General features: G+C 59.8%; 16 protein-coding genes. 3 read left to right on the top strand and 13 right to left on the bottom strand.

Translation table 11 applies throughout. The features are described 5' to 3' along the window. The 3 genes from KKO72_RS21275 to KKO72_RS11535 all read right to left on the bottom strand — a co-directional run. On the bottom strand, positions 1–1,578 hold a 1,578-nt coding region (locus KKO72_RS21275), incomplete at its 3' end, for a methyl-accepting chemotaxis protein (RefSeq protein ID WP_214938528.1). Positions 1,579–1,870: 292 nt separating this feature from the next. Beyond that, positions 1,871–2,122: a DUF2789 family protein gene (locus tag KKO72_RS11530; RefSeq protein WP_214938370.1), complete on the bottom strand. Its 252-nt coding sequence runs from the start codon at positions 2,120–2,122 to the stop codon at positions 1,871–1,873. A 26-nt stretch (positions 2,123–2,148) separates the two neighbouring features. Then, positions 2,149–2,700, bottom strand: coding sequence for an NADPH-dependent FMN reductase (locus KKO72_RS11535; protein ID WP_214938372.1), 552 nt, complete (start codon positions 2,698–2,700; stop codon positions 2,149–2,151). Positions 2,701–2,894: 194 nt separating this feature from the next. On the opposite strand from KKO72_RS11535, the gene KKO72_RS11540 reads away from it, so the two are divergent. Together KKO72_RS11540 and KKO72_RS11545 are read left to right on the top strand one after the other, a co-directional pair. Further along, entirely contained in the window at positions 2,895–4,337 is a 1,443-nt protein-coding gene (locus tag KKO72_RS11540) for a lyase family protein (RefSeq protein ID WP_214938374.1), read from the top strand. 138 nt (positions 4,338–4,475) lie between these two features. Then, positions 4,476–5,813: a sorbosone dehydrogenase family protein gene (locus KKO72_RS11545; protein WP_214938376.1), complete on the top strand. Its 1,338-nt coding sequence runs from the start codon at positions 4,476–4,478 to the stop codon at positions 5,811–5,813. A gap of 121 nt (positions 5,814–5,934) precedes the next feature. On the opposite strand, the gene KKO72_RS11550 is transcribed toward KKO72_RS11545, so the two are convergent. Continuing rightward, on the bottom strand, positions 5,935–6,351 hold the full coding sequence (locus tag KKO72_RS11550) for a PRC-barrel domain-containing protein (protein WP_214938378.1): 417 nt from the start codon (positions 6,349–6,351) through the stop codon (positions 5,935–5,937). A gap of 42 nt (positions 6,352–6,393) precedes the next feature. Next, positions 6,394–6,603 carry a CsbD family protein gene (locus tag KKO72_RS11555; RefSeq protein WP_214938380.1) on the bottom strand — a complete coding sequence of 70 codons (210 nt, stop codon included), beginning with the start codon at positions 6,601–6,603 and terminating at the stop codon, positions 6,394–6,396. Positions 6,604–6,824: 221 nt separating this feature from the next. Here KKO72_RS11555 and KKO72_RS11560 point away from each other — a divergent pair, with 221 nt between their 5' ends. After that, positions 6,825–7,109, top strand: a complete 285-nt coding sequence (locus KKO72_RS11560; protein ID WP_214938382.1) for a hypothetical protein — start codon at positions 6,825–6,827, stop codon at positions 7,107–7,109. Between the two features lie 236 nt (positions 7,110–7,345). On the opposite strand, the gene KKO72_RS11565 is transcribed toward KKO72_RS11560, so the two are convergent. The 8 genes from KKO72_RS11565 to KKO72_RS11600 form a co-directional block, all read right to left on the bottom strand. Next, positions 7,346–9,820 (bottom strand): TonB-dependent receptor, encoded by a 2,475-nt coding sequence (locus KKO72_RS11565; RefSeq protein WP_214938384.1) that lies wholly within the window; start codon positions 9,818–9,820, stop codon positions 7,346–7,348. 138 nt (positions 9,821–9,958) lie between these two features. Beyond that, on the bottom strand, positions 9,959–11,014 hold the full coding sequence (locus KKO72_RS11570) for a FecR domain-containing protein (protein ID WP_251140605.1): 1,056 nt from the start codon (positions 11,012–11,014) through the stop codon (positions 9,959–9,961). After that, on the bottom strand, positions 11,011–11,523 hold the full coding sequence (locus tag KKO72_RS11575) for a sigma-70 family RNA polymerase sigma factor (RefSeq protein ID WP_214938385.1): 513 nt from the start codon (positions 11,521–11,523) through the stop codon (positions 11,011–11,013). Before KKO72_RS11575 ends, KKO72_RS11570 begins: the two co-directional genes overlap by 4 nt. 138 nt (positions 11,524–11,661) lie before the next feature. Continuing rightward, positions 11,662–12,933: a PepSY domain-containing protein gene (locus KKO72_RS11580; RefSeq protein ID WP_214938386.1), complete on the bottom strand. Its 1,272-nt coding sequence runs from the start codon at positions 12,931–12,933 to the stop codon at positions 11,662–11,664. Positions 12,934–12,937: 4 nt separating this feature from the next. After that, complete coding sequence (locus tag KKO72_RS11585) at positions 12,938–15,421, bottom strand: TonB-dependent siderophore receptor (protein WP_214938387.1); 2,484 nt, start codon at positions 15,419–15,421, stop codon at positions 12,938–12,940. A gap of 111 nt (positions 15,422–15,532) precedes the next feature. Further along, complete coding sequence (locus KKO72_RS11590) at positions 15,533–16,570, bottom strand: FecR domain-containing protein (protein WP_214938389.1); 1,038 nt, start codon at positions 16,568–16,570, stop codon at positions 15,533–15,535. 4 nt (positions 16,571–16,574) lie between these two features. Continuing rightward, positions 16,575–17,090, bottom strand: a complete 516-nt coding sequence (locus tag KKO72_RS11595; protein ID WP_214938391.1) for a sigma-70 family RNA polymerase sigma factor — start codon at positions 17,088–17,090, stop codon at positions 16,575–16,577. A gap of 141 nt (positions 17,091–17,231) precedes the next feature. Next, positions 17,232–18,134, bottom strand: a complete 903-nt coding sequence (locus KKO72_RS11600) for a hypothetical protein (protein ID WP_214938393.1) — start codon at positions 18,132–18,134, stop codon at positions 17,232–17,234. Position 18,135 lies beyond the last annotated feature (1 nt).

The raw sequence follows: 18,135 nt of genomic DNA on the forward strand, positions 1-18,135 counted from the left end.
GGCCAGACTGGGTGTTGGCGTGGGTGTTGCGCACCCACTGTCTTGCCCCGCTGCCAGTTTGAACACCGCCACGGTACCCACCAGGTCTTGCGCCTGGCTCTTGAGGCTTGAGGCAGCAGCAGCCATCTCTTCCACCAGGGCTGCGTTTTGTTGGGTGGCCTGGTCCATCTGCTGGATGGCTTCACCCACCTGGCCTACACCCTGGCTTTGTTCGCTGCTGGCCGCACTGATTTCACCCATGATGTCGTTGACCCGGCGAATGGAGGCCACCACCTCGGTCATGGTGGCACCGGCCTGGTCGACCAGGCTGGTGCCTTGTTCAACGCGCTCCACACTTGCGCTGATCAAAGATTTGATTTCTTTGGCGGCTTCAGCTGAGCGGCCGGCCAAGCTGCGCACCTCGCTGGCCACCACTGCAAAACCCCGGCCCTGTTCACCCGCACGGGCGGCTTCGACCGCAGCATTCAACGCGAGGATGTTGGTCTGGAAGGCGATGCCATCGATCACACTGATGATGTCGCTGATCTTGCGGCTCGATTCGTTGATGCCCTTCATGGTGTCAACCACCTGGGCCACGACTTCGCCGCCCTTGATGGCCACAGAGCTGGCGTTTTGGGCGAGCTGGTTGGCCTGACGGGCGTTGTCGGCGTTTTGTTTGACGGTGGAGCCGAGTTCTTCCATGGACGCGGCGGTTTGCTCCAGGGCGCTGGCCTGGGATTCTGTGCGGCTGGAAAGGTCGTGGTTGCCCTGGGCGATTTCGGCGCTGGCGGTGGAGACCGAGTCGGAGCCATGGCGCACTTTGGCAACCACTTCGATGAGGGCGGTTTGCATGCTGTCCAGCGCCTGCAGCACCTGACCGGTTTCATCCTGAGACCGGATGTCGATCGTGCCCGACAAGTCTCCGGCGGCCACACGGTCGGCTACCGCAACCGCCTGGTTCAGTGGGCGGGTGATGGAGCGGGTGATGAGCCAGGCGATGGTGGAACCCAGCAACAGCATCAAGACACCCATGCCTATCATGAGATTGGAGTAGAGGGTCACGGCAGCACCCGCTTCTGTGGCCAAGTTGTCTGCAATGCCTTTTTGCAACGCACGAGAGGCCTCGACCGCTTTGAACACCACGTTTTGCAGCATGCGCACGTCGCTGGCCAGCACCTCACTGGCCTGCACCTTGTCGCCTGATTCGCCCAAAGCAATGGCACGATCAAGTTCGGCGTTGTAGTTGTCATCGTTGTCATTGATGATCTTGAGGGACTCCACCGCCTCGGGCAAGGTGACGCTCTGAATGAGTTTGTCGAGGAGCTCCTTGTTGGTCTTTCTGACATCCACAATCTTCATCTTCTCGATTTCCTGGAACATGGCATCGCTGCTGATGACGATATTGCGTGCAGAAAGGGCCACGGCATTGAAGTTGTCTTTCAGATCGGAAAACTGTGCCATCTTGACCATGTGGTCGTTGGCCATGTCATCCAGATGGGCCGCCAGTGAGCGCAGCTGCCAGGCCGCGAGTGAGGCGATGGCGATGCCGATCAGTATCACCAGACCAAAACCCACGGCCAAGCGGGTTGATAGCCGCATTTTTTTGAGCGTAAACAAGGCAAGTCTCCAAATTTGTTAGTGTGAGTGGTAGCCCAGCTACCGTTTGACCTGCTTGAAGGGTGCATCAAGCAGGGCGATTCTCATACAAATACCGATGGAGAAAGTTGTTCTAGCTCAAGCCAATGAACAGCAGTTGACGGGTTGGTCTGATGTGCCTAGGGTATAGGCACAAAAATAGCTTGTAGCCCTTAATGCATAAGGGCGGAAAGCTATGGATATCAAAGCGGATTGAGGGGCTGTTGGGAGGTCCGTGGCCTGCCCGTGTGTGCGCTTAGGGCCGTGACGCTTCTGGCGCTTCCAGCGCCTTGCTGAGTTGGTCGACCACAAGCGCCCATTCCGCGTCCTGGCTCAGGGCTTCGCGCAAAAAGGCAGCTTGGGAGGCAGACCAGTAGGGGGCCTCGGCGAGTCGCATGTCTTTTGCCATGGACCGGTGTTTGTGCAGGAACTCGGCAATGCTCTGGTCGTCATCGGGCAGGCCAAGTTGCGCAAACAAGGCAGCAAAGTGGGGTTGGGTGGTGTTCATTGGGCGGGCGTTGCAGCGGGTTGTGGTCAGGCCGCGTGTTGCCGGACCCAGGCCACATACTGGTCCATCCAGCCTTGCAGGAATTTTTTGCTGCCTTCGCCAATACCCCCGTCTGCGCCGAACAACCCGTCCTTGGCTTGGATAAATGCCTCGGGTTGGCCCAGGGTGGGCACATTCAGGTAAGCCAGAATGTTGCGCAGGTGCTGCTGCGCCATGGCCGTGCCGATGGCACCGACCGAGACACCTATCACCCCTGCCGGTTTGCCCGACCAGGCGTTGTCGCCATAGGGGCGAGAGCCGTGGTCCAGCGCGTTTTTGAGCACGCCCGGAATCGAGCGGTTGTATTCCGGCGTGACAAACAGCAAGCCGTGCGCTGCTTTGATGTCCGACTTGAGTTGCAGCACCGAGGCAGCCTGATGGGTATCGTCGTCCTGGTTGTACAGCGGCAGTTCAGCAATCGGGACCTGTTTCAAAGTGAAATCAACCGGCGCCAGCCGGGCCAGCGCGGTCGCGAGTTTTTTGTTGAATGAGTCCTTGCGCAGGCTGCCCACAACAACGGCGATGTGATATTGGGTCATGTCGTTCTCCAAAAAGGTTAGTTTGCGCCACAACTATGCGGTTTGACCGTGCGTTAACGCACCTTGGCCGGGTTGATGACCATCAGCGGGAAAGGGGCTTCATGAAGGCGTCATCGGTATCTGCGTGTGCTGGCGAACATGTCATCTTTGGCTCGGTCCTTAGGATCGGGTGTTCCTACGAAAGGGGTTTCGCCATGTTGCCAGCCAGCCCATCACCAGTGCCTGCCACCTCTGACACAGCCCAGGCCCGTACCGTGACAGACAGCTTTGGCACGGTCACCGTGCCTGCTGGGGTGTTGTGGGGGGCGCAAACCGCCCGCAGCCTGCATTTTTTTGCCATTGGTGAGCAGCGCATGCCGCTGGGCATCATTCACGCCCTGGCCTGGATCAAGTGGGCTGCGGCCCACGTCAACCGCGATTTGCAACTGCAAGACCCGCTCAAGGCGCAAGCCATTGCCGATGCGGCAGAGTCCGTGGCCAGCGGTGAGTTGGATGAACAGTTTCCGCTGTTGGTCTGGCAAACCGGCTCGGGGACGCAGAGCAACATGAATGTCAATGAAGTGATTGCCGCACTGGCCAGCCGTGCGCTCGGGCAGGGCGCCGCCACGGCTGTGGTGCACCCCAATGACGATGTCAATTTGGGGCAGTCGTCCAACGATGTGTTCCCCAGCGCCATGCACATCGCCGTGGCTTTGTCTGCCCAAAACCTGTTGTTACCTGCGCTGGACGAGTTGCGCGCCGCGCTGGAGGCCAAAGCCGAGGCCTTTGCTGCTGTGGTCAAAATTGGCCGCACCCACCTGCAAGACGCCACCCCGCTCACCTTCGGCCAGGAACTGGGGGGCTACGCCGCGCAGCTGGCGCTGTGCCAAGACAGTCTGCAGTTCGCGCTGGGGGCGGTGCACGCACTGGCCCTGGGGGGCACAGCGGTGGGGACTGGCCTCAACACCCATCCTGAATTTGGCGCGCGTGCCTGTGCGGTGTTGGCCAAGCGGCTGGACCTGCCTTTGCGCCAGGCCAACAACCTGTTTGCCGCTTTGGCGGGCCATGAGGCGCTGGTGGCTTTGCATGCCGGCCTCAAGATGCTGGCCATGGCCTTGGTCAAAATTGCCAACGACATCCGCTTGATGGGCAGCGGGCCACGCGCCGGACTCGGTGAACTAACGCTGCCGCAAAACGAGCCCGGCAGCTCGATCATGCCCGGCAAGGTGAACCCGACCCAGGTCGAGGCGTTGACCATGGTTTGCGCCCAGGTTTTGGGCCATGACGTAGCTATCAGCTTTGCAGCAAGTCAGGGACAGTTTGAGCTCAATGTCTACAAACCACTGATCGCCCTGAGCACGCTGGACAGTCTGCGCCTGCTGGCAGACGCGATGCGCAGTTTCGCCAGGTTTTGTGTGGTGGGCATCGAGGTCAACCAGGCGCGCGTGGATGCGCTGTTGCACAGCTCGCTGATGCTGGTGACGGCGCTGGCGCCACACATTGGGTATGACCGTGCCGCCGCCATTGCCAAACATGCGCAGACAAACAGCACCACGCTGCGCGAGTCCGCGCTGGTGTTGGGCACGGTGACTGCCGAGCAGTTTGATGCCTGGGTGGATGCGCGGCAGATGGTGGGTCCATCCGCGCCTGGCGTGTGAGTCCGGCGCCACCCACTGGGTGGCTGCTGTGTTCGCCAGCCCACTGACCGGGTCATGAGTCCAAACTAGCATCGCGACACCCTTGGCGCCTGCGCTTGCCAAGGGGCACAACCCTCACCTGCTCAAGGAGCTTGTTCTATGACATCCCTCACAGTTTCCCAGGCGCCGTGGCGCAACAGGCCAGCCGGTTTGCTGGTGGCGACGCTCACTGTTTTCGGTCCATCCGTGGCGTTCGGCGCAGAGGTGGGTTTTGGCCCGCAGCCCACGCTGCCAGCGCCCGAACATGCCCTGGTGCCCACCGTGAACATCGCGCCCGCTATTGGCTGGCCCGCTGGCGCGGCACCCACCCCGGCGCCCGGTACCCAGGTGGCGGCGTTTGCCAGCGGCCTGGACCACCCGCGCTGGTTGTACGTGTTGCCCAATGGCGATGTGCTGGTGGCCGAAACCAACGCACCACCCAAGCCTGACGATGGTAAAGGTCTCAAAGGCTGGGTCATGGGCAAGGTGATGCAACGCGCGGGGGCCACCGTGCCCAGCGCCAACCGCATCACCTTGTTACGCGACACCAACGGTGACGGTGTCGCCGATTTGCGCTCGGTGTTGATCGAGGGGCTGAACTCTCCGTTTGGCATGGTGCTGGTGGGGCGCACCCTGTATGTGGCCAACTCCGATGCGGTGCTGGGTTTTCCGTACACGGATGGCGCCACACAGATCCTGGCGGCGGGCACCAAGCTGGTGGATTTGCCGGCCGGCCCGATCAACCACCATTGGACCAAGAACCTGATCGCCAGCCAGGACGGCAGCAAGCTGTATGTGACCGTGGGTTCCAACAGCAATGTGGCTGAGCGAGGGATGGAGGCAGAGGCCGGGCGCGCCGCCATCTGGGAGGTGGACATCGCCAGTGCCAAGCAACGCCTGTTTGCCACCGGCTTGCGCAACCCCAACGGGCTGGCGTGGGAGGCTAGCACCGGGGCTTTGTGGACGGTGGTGAATGAGCGCGATGAGCTGGGTGACGATCTGGTGCCCGACTTTTTGACCTCGGTGTCTGACGGCGGTTTTTACGGCTGGCCGTACAGCTACTTTGGCCAGCATGTCGACTCGCGGGTAGAGCCGCAACGGCCTGATCTGGTGGCCAAGGCCAAAGCACCAGACTACGCGCTGGGCGCCCACACCGCCTCTCTCGGGCTGGCCGCGTCTAACGGCAACACACTCGGGCAGACCTTTGCCAACGGCATGTTCATTGGCCAGCACGGCTCCTGGAACCGCCGTCCTCACAGCGGCTACAAGGTGGTCTTTGTGCCCTTCAAAGGCGGCCAACCCGCAGGTGACCCGGTGGATGTGTTGACCGGTTTTCTCAACCCGGAGGGCAAGGCGCAAGGGCGACCTGTGGGTGTGGTCCTGGACAAACAAGGTGCCCTGCTGGTGGCCGACGATGTGGGCAATGTGGTGTGGCGCGTCAGTGCCAAAGGTTTATAGATCTATTGGCCTCAAGCCCTTTTACTGATTGGGCTGATAGCTACTTTGTTTGTAGTATTCTGGGCGGCGTCTAAGCAAGGGCTGACACCATCCTCAGAAGAGGATGGTGTCAGCGACCCGTTCAAGAGGCGGGCAATGAGGACGGCTGTGTGCCGTTGTCGTCACCGACCTGCTTGGCCCAGGCCTGGTCTGCCACTTGGGGCCAGTTGTCCTTATCAAAGCCGGGGTTGGCCTCCAGACGCTCTTTGGCCACATCCAGCGTGAAACGCTTGTTCTCGGTGTCCAGGCTCAAAGCTTCCCAGGGCACGGCGAACAGTTTGTCGCCAATACCCAGAATGCCGCCAAACGACAACACCGCGTAACTGATGCAGCCAGCGTGCACGTCCAGCATGATTTCCAGGATGGTGCCCAGGTCTTCGTCCTGGTGGTTGACCACAGAGTTACCTAGCAAGGTGTCTGCACCCATCAGGCGGGGGCCAGGGCCATCACTGTCAGAAACAGCGAACACGCCCAAACTGTCGCGTTCAAGATAGTTCATGGTGTTGTCCTTTCTGCGCTGGGTAAAGAGCGGTGAGCAGGTTCAGGCATGAGACTTCGCGGTTTTTTTCACCGCATCGCGGGCGTCTTTGGCGACTTCCTTGGCGTCGCCATAACCCTTTTGAACCAAACCCTCCACCTGCAGCTTGGTGCCTTTGGCCTGCTGCTCTTTGCTGTCCACCAGTTTGCCTGCGGCTTCCTGCACCTTGCCGGCGATGTCTTTGGCCTGGCCCTTGACTTGGTCTTTGTTCATGATGTTTCCTTGTGAAAAAGTGGATCAATAAAAACGAGCCCAATGCAGACTCAGGACCAAGATTAGCCAAGGCAAGCTGTTCTGTCGGTGCGCTCGCATACACACAGGCCAGCTGTCTTGGGTACGCCAACGTACCGACAGGCGGGTGTGGCCAACCTAAGCTGGCACAGGCAGGCACAGCGCGATGCGGCCACCCACTTTTTTAACCAGGAGTACACACCATGACCACCCGCGACATCTACATCACCAAAATGAAACTTCAACTCGACGAGTTGAACTTGCAAATGGCCAAGCTCGAAGCCCGCGCCCAGGAGGCGCGTGAAGACGTGCGTGATACCTACAAGGCAGAAATGGCCAAGTTGCATCAGCAGTCCGAACTGGCCAAGGCCAAACTCGCCGAGATGCAGGCCAGCACCGAATCTGCCTGGGACAACATGGTGGCCGAGATGGACAAGGTGCGTGATGCCTTTGTGCACTCGTTTCGCTACTTCAAGTCGCAGATTTGAGGTGACTGCTTGCGTGGGTCGGAGGCTTCGACCCGACGGGCCAGTTCAAGCGGTGCAAGTGATGCCAAGGTTGAGCCTAGGCCACTGCGTGCCTCGAACAGGTGTGGGTTGAACCACTCGTCGAGTTCGTGGTCCCTAGGCAATCACCGCGCCGGTGGCACCGGCGACGAACAAGAACACAGCGATGACCAGGCCTGACCAGCGGTCCAGGAGAGCGAAGGTCAGGCGCATGTTCATTAAAACTGCATCTGAGCCGAGAACGCCACGCTGCGCGGCGCGCCGACGTAATAGCTGTTCAGCCAATAGTTCTTGTCCCCGACATTGTTGACGGTCAGACGCAGCGTCAGTGGTTTACCGGCAGCGACGGTGACATAGCGCAGGCCGAGGTCGAGGGTTGTGTAGGCTGGCAACCGGCTCGTGTTTTCATCGTTTGCCCATTGTTCGCCGGTGTAATAGATGCCACCGGTGAGGCTGAGGCCGGGCAGGGCAGGCAGTGCGTATTCCGAATACAGCTTGGCAACCTTCTTTGCGACGTTCATCGGCTCCTTGCCGTCGTTACCGCCACCGCGTACCGATGGGTTGAGGAAGGTGACACCACCGACGATGGTCAGGCTTTTTGTCAGCTTTCCGGTGGCGCTGAATTCCACGCCCTTGTGGTTCTGCCGACCATCCTGTGTGTAAACGTTGCTGGCGTTGGTGAACTCGTAGGCTTTTTCAATGTCGAAAAGTGCGCTGGCGAGCAGCAGGCCACCGACTTCCGCCTTGACGCCAATCTCTTTTTGCTTGCTGAGCATGGGGGCCATGACACTGTTTTCGTTGGCTGAGCCGCTTGGCGCAATGCCGCCCATTTCCAGACCTTCGCTGTAAGTGGCATAGGTGGTGACGGTCGGAATCGGTTTGAACATCAGCGAGACGGAAGGCGAGTCGCGGAACTTGTCGTAATCTGCCTGAGTTTTTTGGCCCGATGCGTCGTAGCTTTCACCCGTAATCCGGCTGTGGTTGATACCGACCAGGGCCGACCATTGCGGTGTGAACTGGATTTGGTCGCCGAGGATGAAGTTGTCGTTGCTTGATTTCCCCTCGTAATACATGTGGCCGGTGTTGGCGGGGAAACTGTACTCGGGAACCACCGTCGGGCTGCTGATCGAATAGGGGCCCTGCCAACCGGTATGTGGTGCGTAGGTCGTTCCCCAGTCTTTCGCGGTGTAAGTGTAGTAACCGAGGGTCAGCTTGTGGGAGATGCCTGCCGTAGCAAAGGCGAAATCGGCAAAAGCCTGTGCGGCGTCGATTTCGCTCTTTTTTTCCCCGACGCGTTGCCGCAACTGGAGGTATTGCGTGGTGGAATCCATGCTGTTCAGCGTGTGATCCTGAACCGGGCGGTCGATATAGCTTTTTGTATAGCCGCCACGCAGCGTGATCGAATCGTTCACCTTGTAGGTGAGATTGCCGCCGACCTGCTCGTTCTCGAATTCGTCGTGTATCCAGGACTGGCCCCAGTTTTTGCTGGCATCCGGCGCAGCGCCTCTGACGATGCCGCTGTCGTAGTACCAGTAGGCGGAAGGCGCTTGCGTCTTGTAGTGGTTGTAAGAGGCCTTGAGTTCGAGCAGGAGTTGATCCGTCAGTTGCCAGTCGAAGGCGCCGCTCACGAGAGTGCGGTCGACTTTCTGGTCGTCGATGGCGGTATTGCCATCTTGTTTAACGAGGTTGAGCCGGTAGCCCATTCGCCCATCTTCGTCGATGCGACCGCCAAAGTCGCCATGCACGTAATATTGGCTGCCGCCGTAATTGCCCACCGTAACGCTGGTCAGGCGTTCCCGAGTCGGGCGCTTGGAAACGTAGTTGATCATGCCGGCCGGCGGCGCCGCGCCGTACAGAAATCCCGACAAACCGCTCAATACCTCGATGCGTTCCTTGTCTTCAAGCACCGCCGCATGGTTGTAGGGTCGGCGCATGCCATCCTCGGAGACGTCGTAGGTGTTGAACCCGCGAATGCTGACCATGGGTGACCACCCGGTGCTTTGCGGTGTGATGGCCCGGGTCGATGGATTGATCTTGTAGATATCGTCCGGCGAGGCGGCCTGGATGTTTTCGATCAGTTCCTGAGGAATGACGCTGATCGAAAACGGCGTGTTAAGAATAGGCATGCGCCCGAGTCCGCCGACCGATGAAACGGTTTTGCTTCTGTAGCCATCTTTGGCTTTGCCTTCCTGCTGGAGTGCGGCTGTGGCGTCGACTTCAGCCGATGCGGTGACGGTGACCACCGGCAACCTGACTTCTTCTCCATTGGCTATCGGTACACTTTTTCTCAGCGCATAACCTCCGCCCGGCTGGGCCACCGCTTCCAGCCCGCTGCCAGCCAGCAGCACCGACAAACCTGCTGCAACACTGTAGTTGCCAACCAAGCCTTTGGTTGTCATTGCTGCCACCAGGGCTGGGTCGTAGCTCAGATTGATGCCCGCCGTTCGCGCAAAACGGTTCAAAGCGGCATCCAGTGGTCCGGCCGGCAGATTGAATGCCTTGGTCTCCGAGGTGGGCAGCGCTGCAGGGACTTGTGCATACGCGGCCTGTGGCAGGCTGGTGGTGCCGATGGCCAGGCTGCAGATGGCGCCCTGCAGCGCAGCAGCCAACAAGGTACGTGATGGTTTGAAGTAGGGGCGAGACGACGTTGCAGGTTGTGTGGCTGTGTGGGTATGAGTGCGGTTGATGGACATGGTTGTAGCTCTCTTGGCAAGGCTGATGGATGGAACTTCTGGCAAGGGGTGCCCAGAAGCGCTTTCATCAGATAGGCCGGTCGAGAATCTGAATCCCCTCACTTTTTGTCAAAGCTTTTTTGCCGGACGTTGTCCGGATCAACTCCCTCGTTCTGGTCCGACCGTGACCCAAAAGCGCGTGCGGTAGATGACACTTACTGGCTGGGTCTGTACCAGAAATTGCAGTGCCTGGTCGGTGTCCTTGATGTGGAAAACACCGGAGACGCGCAGGTCAGCCACACGGGTGTCACAGACGATGTGACCTGCGCGGTAGCGCGAGAGTTCGGTGATCAGATCGCCCAGGCGGATGTTCTTGCCGGCGATCACGCCATCGGCGAAGGCATCGTCTTCGAAGCCGAGTGCCTCTGCCAGGGCCGTGCCGCTGTTCATCAGCCAGCGACTTTCGCCCGTGTGCACAATGACTGGTCTGCTGTCTGGTGACGAGACATCAGCGGGGTGCAATGCCACCGCACCTTCTTGCACACTGATGCGGGTGCCTTGCTCGTTTAACCGCACCACAAAGCGTGTACCCAGCGCCTGCATCCAACCGTTGGGGGTTTCCACCCAGAATGGGCGCCTTGGCGCGGGCTGCGTCATTTGCCAGCTGGTATCAGCGCCGGTCGTGACCATGATTTCACCGCGTCGCAGCGTCACCAGACGGCTCTGGCCGATCAGATCGGTGCTGATCGCGCTGTCCGTGTTGAGCACGATGACCGTGCCGTCTGTCAGATGCAGTGTTTTTTGTTCGCCGGTAGCGGTGCTGGCATCGGCCAGCATGCGCTGCCACGGAGTGTTGTCACGAACGAGCCAGCCAACGCTCACGGTCAAACTCGCCAACGACAGCAACCTCACGGCGTGGCGACGGCTCAGCTTGAGGTTTTGGCGTTTGGTTTCAATCGCTTGCAAGGTATCCAAGGCAAGTTGCGGCGGCATCTTGGTGAAGTCGTTCCGCAATGAGCTGACCCGCTCCCACGCTTGCCTATGGAGCGGGGTGGCACGCAACCAATGGTCAAAGGCTTGCTGGGTGGCTGGTGTGGCGTGGTTGTAGTTGAGCTTGACGGACCAGGTGATGGCCGCATCAACAATGGCGTCGGGCAAGTGGTCTGGCACTGGTGACGTTTGCTCGTTACCCGCTGTTCCCATATTGCCGTTCATGATCCAAAGTGCAATGCATAACACTGCCGCAGCGCCTTGGCAATGTAGCGCTCGGTCGTGGCCAACGACACACCCAGCCGTTGGGCAATCTGCGGGCAGGTCAGACCTTCAAGCTGGGCCCAGAGGAAGGCCTTGCGCACGGCAGGTTTGAGCGAGTCCAGCATCCGGTCAATGGACACCAGCGTTTCCAGCAAGATCAGACGGCTCTCAGGCGACGGTGCTTCGGCCTCTGGCATGGCTGCCAGGGTTTCCAGCCATGCCAACTCCAGTTCACGACGGCGCCAGTGGTCAATGACCAGGCCACGTGCGATGGTGGAAAGATAAGCGCGTGGCTCGCGGGCTTGCACCGGCTGCTGCCTGGTCAGGACGCGTAGGAACACGTCCTGCGCGAGATCGGCCGCATCAAAAGCATTGCCCAACTTGCGTCGCAACCAACCCTGTAGCCACAGTTGGTGGTTGCTGTAGAGCGCATGCACCTCCTGCTGCAGCGCAAACTCGGCAGCCGACATAAACATCCCTTTCGCTCAGATGGCTGGCATCATTTCAAATGTGTACAAATAAGAATCGTTCTCATTTTAGTCGATTGAAAAAATGCGTTTTTTTGTCGGTTGTCGTCGAGCCTGCAGCGAGCTTAGTGAGTTTTGCGATCACATTGCTTGAGATGTGTCTCCATGTTGCCCACTGGTCCGTTGTTTTGTGGTCTGTATTGCGGCCTTTGCCTTCCCGTGTGTGCGTGCACGGCGCTTCTTCCACCAGATCATGACGCCGGTCACACTCAGCGTGGCCACAGCCAAACCGAGCAGGGCGACAAAAATGCGATAAGGCAGGCCGAACACCTGCGCCATGTGCAGTGCCCCCATCCAGTTGCTGACGGTATTACCCGATGCCCCGCCAGTCGGTAACCAGTGACCGCGTGGCTTGCCGGTGTCGGCGTCGATCAAAACGGCGGTGTTGCCCGCGTCGCTGCGCAGGTCTACCGAGGAACGCACCATGTAGGCATAGACACCGCGACGCCGATCGAGTGCCATAAGTTCTTCGACGTTCATGGTGAAACCGACGGTCTCGCTCATCTCACGCATCGCAATCTGCGCAGCGTCGTGCGCGGCATGCCAGTCGAGCCCGGGCGACAGCACGGGGTTCGCACGCAGGGGCACGCTGCGCCAGGAATCGTTGAATGGGAAGACGATTCCCATCACGGGCCGGAACACCGGATCGCGCAGGTTGAACATGACGCTCGACCAGGCAAACAGCAACAACATCGCCCACAACCAGAGGCCACCCGCGCGGTGCAGGTCGAGTGTTGCCCGATACATGCCGGCGTGCCACTTGACGAGCCAAGCAGTCTTCCATTTGGGCATCCAAGGTCGGATTTTCGGGAGGGTCAGGTAAGCGCTGACGAAACAGTCCAGCGTCCACAGCAGCGACACCACACCAAGCAGCAGGGTGCCCCAGATACCGGGCAGGGCCAGAGAGTGGTGCACCAGGAAGACCAGCGGCATGAGTTGTTCCGCACGCAGGCTGATCGCTGTACTTGCACGCCGACCCTGGATCTGGCCGGTATGAGGATCGACGAACACCTCGTCATAGTCGAGCACATGGAACTTGCCAGTCTTCGGGTCTGGATTCGGTGCAACCGGGAAGCGGGCCGTGGCCCCAGCGCGCAGATCGAACAGCACCGCATCCACGCGGCCCTGTGGCGCCACTTGTTGCTCTACTTTTTCACGCAGGACGAAACGGTCGAGCAAGGGCGCGCTGGTTGGCGACTGTGGCAAGAACAACTGCGGCGCCAGCCACGTATCGAGTTCGTCGTTGAACGCCAGCAAGCTGCCTGTCAGTGAAGCAATCACCAGGAACAGCGCCATCACCAATCCGAGGTAGCGGTGCAGCACGACGACGTGCGCCCGCCCGATCCACCTCATGGGCTTACCAGATATAGGTGAGCGTCAGCACGGCATTGCGTCGGTAGCCATATTTGCAAGCATCTCCGTAATAACCGCATGTGGCCACATACTCCTTGTCAAACAGATTGCTGACATTGAGTGCAGCATGCCAACCGTTCCAATTTGTACCTAAACGTCGGAGGTCGTAACGAAAGGCCAAGTCAATTAACGTGTAGGCAGGAATCTTGCCGGTGTTCGCGTCGTCGCGATAAGAAGATCCGACATGGCGAATGCCAACGCCGATACCGAGTCCGCTCAAGTCGCCGCTTTGAACGGTATGCTGTACCCAGGCCGCTACCGTGTTTTGCGGCACATTGCTAAGCTGATTGCCTTCGTTGCCACTGTTGTCCTTGGTCAGTTTCGTCTTGCCGTGGGAATAACTGCCAAGGACATCCCAACCATGCGCCAGGTTCGCTTTGGCTTCCAGTTCGAAGCCGCGCGAATTGACCTCGCCACGTTGCGTACTGAACCCAGCGTGTTCGAGGTCGTCTGTGGTGACGTTTTGGCGGGTGAGATCAAATACCGAGGCCGTGATGGAGATGGCGCTATCAGCGGGTTGGTAACGCACCCCGACCTCGTATTGCTGACCGGTTTCCGGCTTGAAGGCCGAACCGTTGTAAGTGGTGTCGACAACGGGCGTGAATGATTCACTGTAGCTCACATAGGGTGCAAATCCTGACGGTGCGAGATAGACCAGGCCGATGCGACCGGTCGTGGCGCTATCTGTCTGTGTTGTGTGGGTGCCACCCAGATGGTCGTCCGTGCTCTGTTTGGTCGAATCCCGGCGAACGCCCAGCGTGGCCACCCAAGTTTTGTCGATTTTGATTTGATCCTGCAGATAGAAACCGTTCTGCGTCAGGTGCTGGCGCGAATCCTCGCCCAGTGTCAGCGCTGCGGAACTTTGCCCATAGATGGGCTGATAAACGTCCAAGTCGTTGAAAGTGGCATAGGCGGTCTGCGTATCGTTGCGCATGCTTTGTACATCAAAGCCAAGCAGCGTCGTATGTTCGACCACGCCGTGCTGCCAGCTCCATTGCACCTGGGTATCGATCACCGCATTCTTGACCTTTTCCGTACCCTGGGAGCCAAAGCGCACAACAGTCCGGTTGTCCGCTTTCAGGCCGGTCGTGTAGACGGAGTTCGCTTTCGTTTCCATCTCTTGATAGCGCGCGTTCTGACGCAACGTCAGTTGATCGCTGAGGCGGTGTTCCAGGAGATAGCCGATGGACGTCCTTTCCTGATCGAAGCGGTCAAAACCTGGTTCCCCGAGGAAGGTGCTGGTCGAAATCTTGCCGTTGGGGTTGCTGTCCAGCGTTCCGACACGGGGCAAGGCCTGATAGCCCTGACCGCGCTGGTTGCGTTGGTACTCCATGAGCAAGGTGAAGGAGGTATCCGCGTCGGGGGTCCAGGTCAGGGCGGGCGCAATGTATTGCCGGTCATCCTTGACGTGGTCGACGAACGTATCGCTATCGCGGAGCAGACCGGTCAGGCGATAGGTCCATTCGCCGTCTTCGGTCAGCTTGCCGGCGAAATCACCGGCAAGTTGCGTGCGGTTGTTTTCGCCGACCTGGACCTGCAATTCATGGATCGGTTCGGCAGTCGGGCGTTTGCTGATGAGATTGACCATACCACCGGCGCCACCCTGACCGTACAGGATAGATGAAGGTCCACGCAACACTTCGATTCGCTCCAGTCCGTAAGTCTCATAAACGGTCCCACCTTGGTTATTGAACGCGTAGGAACGTAAGCCATCGCGGTAAGCGTCACGACCGCCCGTGTCGAAGCCACGTATCACGATGTTGTCCGCGCGTGGGTCAGGTCCATTGGACTCGGCCAGAACACCAGCCGAATAACGTAACGCATCGCTGACCGACTGCACGTTCTGCTCGGTCATTTGGTCGCGGGTTATCACGGTGATCGATTGAGGCGTCTCGATGATCGGTGTATCGGTTTTGGTCGCTGTCGCACTGCGCTTGGCAACATAACCATTGACAGGCCCCCATGCGGTTTCTTGCTCGACATCGGCGGTGACCGTCACCACCGGCAGCCCCACCGCGCCAGTCACCGCCGTTCCTGCCGACACCTTGTTCAGCACATAACTCCCATTGGGCTGGCGTGTGGCCTGCAGACCGCTGCCCGCCAGCAAGGCGTCCAGCCCGGCCTGCACGGCGTAACTGCCTTGCAAACCCGGGCTGCGCAGTCCTGCTGTGGTCTCGGTGGTGAATGACAGAAGGATGCCAGCCTCGCGGCCAAAACGGTTCAGCGTGTCTTCCAGTGGCCCAGGCGGAATGTTGTAACTGCGGGCTTGTGCTGCGGCGGGCTGTGCCAGGGCCATGGACGGCAAGCTGACCACGGCCAACACAGCGGCACCGCCAAGGGTGATGTGACCGATGGCGCGGGCCAGTGCGCTGCGTGTGAATCTTCGGGCGCTTGAGCGCTGTGGCGGTTTGTGTCGTGTGTGGTCCATGTGCGGTTGGGTGTGAGGGTTGAAGATGTGTGCTCTCACCCTCCATGTCCCGCGAAAACCAAAAACGGACCACCCGCACGCATTTTTTTTGCAAGTGGTCAAAAAAACTGTTCAGCTGCGTACGACACGGCGTGGCGTCAGACGGACCCGAACCGTCTGCCAGCCCCAGAAACGGGTGACGGTTTCTACCTCCAGCGAGAGCATTGCGCTCAGCGTCTCCAGTACCCTGTTGATGTCGCTCAGCGGGTAGGAGCCTGACAGGCGCAGGTTGGCCACCGCCGGGTCGCAGGACAAGGCAGATGGGCTGTAGCGGTTCAGTTCGTTGAGGAAGTCGGCCAGTCGCATGCCCTTGGCGATAAGAAAGCCCTCGGTCCAGGCGGCGCTGTCCTGGTCTGCTGCTTGTGGTGACGTGATGGCGTCCAGCGTGAAGCTGGTGCGCAGCCCGGCTTGTAGTGTTTGCGCTTGCCAGCTGGCGTGATGCGGTGTGATGCGCACGGCCCCCTCAAACACGACCACGTCGGTGCGCTTGTCTTGCAGACGCACGGTGTAGCGTGTGCCCAGCGCGCGCGCTTCGCCTTGCGAGGTTTCCACCAGGAAGGGTCGTTTTGTCACGTCCTGGGCGGTAGTGATGAACACCTCGCCAGCGAGGAGACGCACGCGCCGCTCACTGGCGCTGAAGTCAACATTGACAGCGCTGGCGGTGTTGAGCATCAGCGTGGTGCCGTCCGCCAGCATCACGGTGCGGCGTTCACCGGCTGCTGTACGCAAGTCGGCCACCCACTCAGACCAGTCGGCTTTTTCTCGGGCCAGCCAGGTTGCGCCCCCGGCGAACAGCAGCACAGTCAAGGTGTTGATGGCGTTGCGGCGAGCTTGCGAGCGAGGCGGTGTGAGGGTGGCCTGCCTGATGGCGGATTTCACCGGGGATGGCAGGTGGTGCAGTTGGCCAAATAGCTGGCCATGAACCGTCTCAATGCGTTGCCAGGCTCGTTCATGGTCCGGGTGTGCGGCACGCCAGCGCCGCCAGTTGTTCTGCAGTGTTGGGGAAACCTGTTGCGCCTGCAGGTCGACCAACCATTCGACGGCGCGTTGCGCCACCTCTGGCGGGACGGGTTTACCAAGCGGGCTGGTGGGTGGCACGGTGCTCGACATGTGATCAGCCGGGTAGGGCATCGGCAAAATAACAGTGCCGTGCTGCTTTGACCAGGTAACGCTTGATGGTGGTGATGGACACCCCCATTTCTTGCGCCACCTCGGTGTGGCTCAGGCCGTCAAGCTGGCTCAGCAGAAAGCTGCGTTTGACAGGCAGTGGCAAGCCGTTGAGCAGGCGATCAATCTCAAGCAGTGACTCGAACAGGGTGGCACGTTCCTCCTGCGAGGGTGCCAGTGCTTGCGGCACGTTCGCCAACGCATCCAGGTAGGCTCGCTCCAGTTGCTGGCGGCGCCAGTGGTTGGCCAGCACCCGTTGCGCCACGGTGGTCAGAAAGGCGCGCGGCTCCTGCAATGCCACTGTATCTTCACGGACCAGCAGCCGCATGAAGGTGTCGTGTGCCAGATCGGCGGCTTGGTGGCTGTCACCCAGTTTTTTGCCCAGCCAACGCCACAACCAACCATGGTGATGGCAATACAGGGCTTCTACTTGCTGGTTGAGTGCGAGTCCGGTGGCTGACACAGTGGCGTCCTAGGTTCAGTGGCCAGGTACTGGGGATACCCGTTCTTAGATGAGAATAGTTCGCATTTTATAGACATCTTTGGCTTCGGCTTTTTTTTGGGGGCGCCGCCGCACCCGATGTTGCGCGATGGCGTCACCAGTTCATTGCACTGTTTGTTGGCGCAGGTGCTCGGCCCGCTTCATCGTGAGGTAAGCGGGCCGTTCAATTTCATGCAACTGTTCTGGGTAGGCTTCAGAGGCGCTGAACCAGTGTTGCAGGCTGGCCTCAAAGCGGTGGGTTGCGGGCTGCTCGCGGGTGGCCAGGTAGCTGTTGATCGCCAGGTAGTACCGCATGGTGTTGCGCTCAACCAACGCTCGCACGCCCTTGATCCAGACCGGTGGCCCCTGTGCCGCTTGGCTCAGCACGGTAAAGCCGACTTTGTTGCTGCCCACGGTAGCCAGATAGGTCTGCATCGCGAGCCGGGCGGCCAGATTGGCGCTGTAGGCATAGGTCAAATGCAAAAAGGTCTGGCCCGTTGCCAGCGCCACCGCTTCCAGGCGAATCTGGTAGTCACGGGTGCCCATCGGGCCTTCGCTGGCGCTCAGTTGCACCTCAAAGTAGTCGGGTTGGCTGGTGGCCAGGGTGTAGGCCAGGGTCACACGTGACGACTGGCTCAGTGTTTGGGGTGATTTGCTGCCGATGTTGAGCTGGATTTGCTGGCCCTGCGCACCGTCGAAGGTGTGGCAATACTTGGTGTTGAGGTGCAAGATCATCACCTCGCACCACTGTTGTGGGTCTTGCAGCGCGCTGCTGACGTTGGCAAACGGAAAGCCCACCAGAGCATACATGTCGCCGCGCAAACCCTGTGTCGTTTCCTGAGACACCAGCACCAGCGGCTGTGCAAAAACGTTGTGCTGAAGAGATGCGCCCAGTGCACTGTTTTTGGCACGCAACTGCTGTGCGGCCTCAGAGCTGTCCTGCGCCAGGGCAGTGCCAAGGCAGGCGGCCCAACCCAGCGCCAGCAGGCAACGCCATAGGCGACCCACCCGCGCAGGTGAACTCACC

Origin of the sequence: Rhodoferax sp. U11-2br (assembly GCF_018619435.1) — a bacterium.
In the GTDB taxonomy this organism is placed as follows: domain Bacteria; phylum Pseudomonadota; class Gammaproteobacteria; order Burkholderiales; family Burkholderiaceae_C; genus Rhodoferax.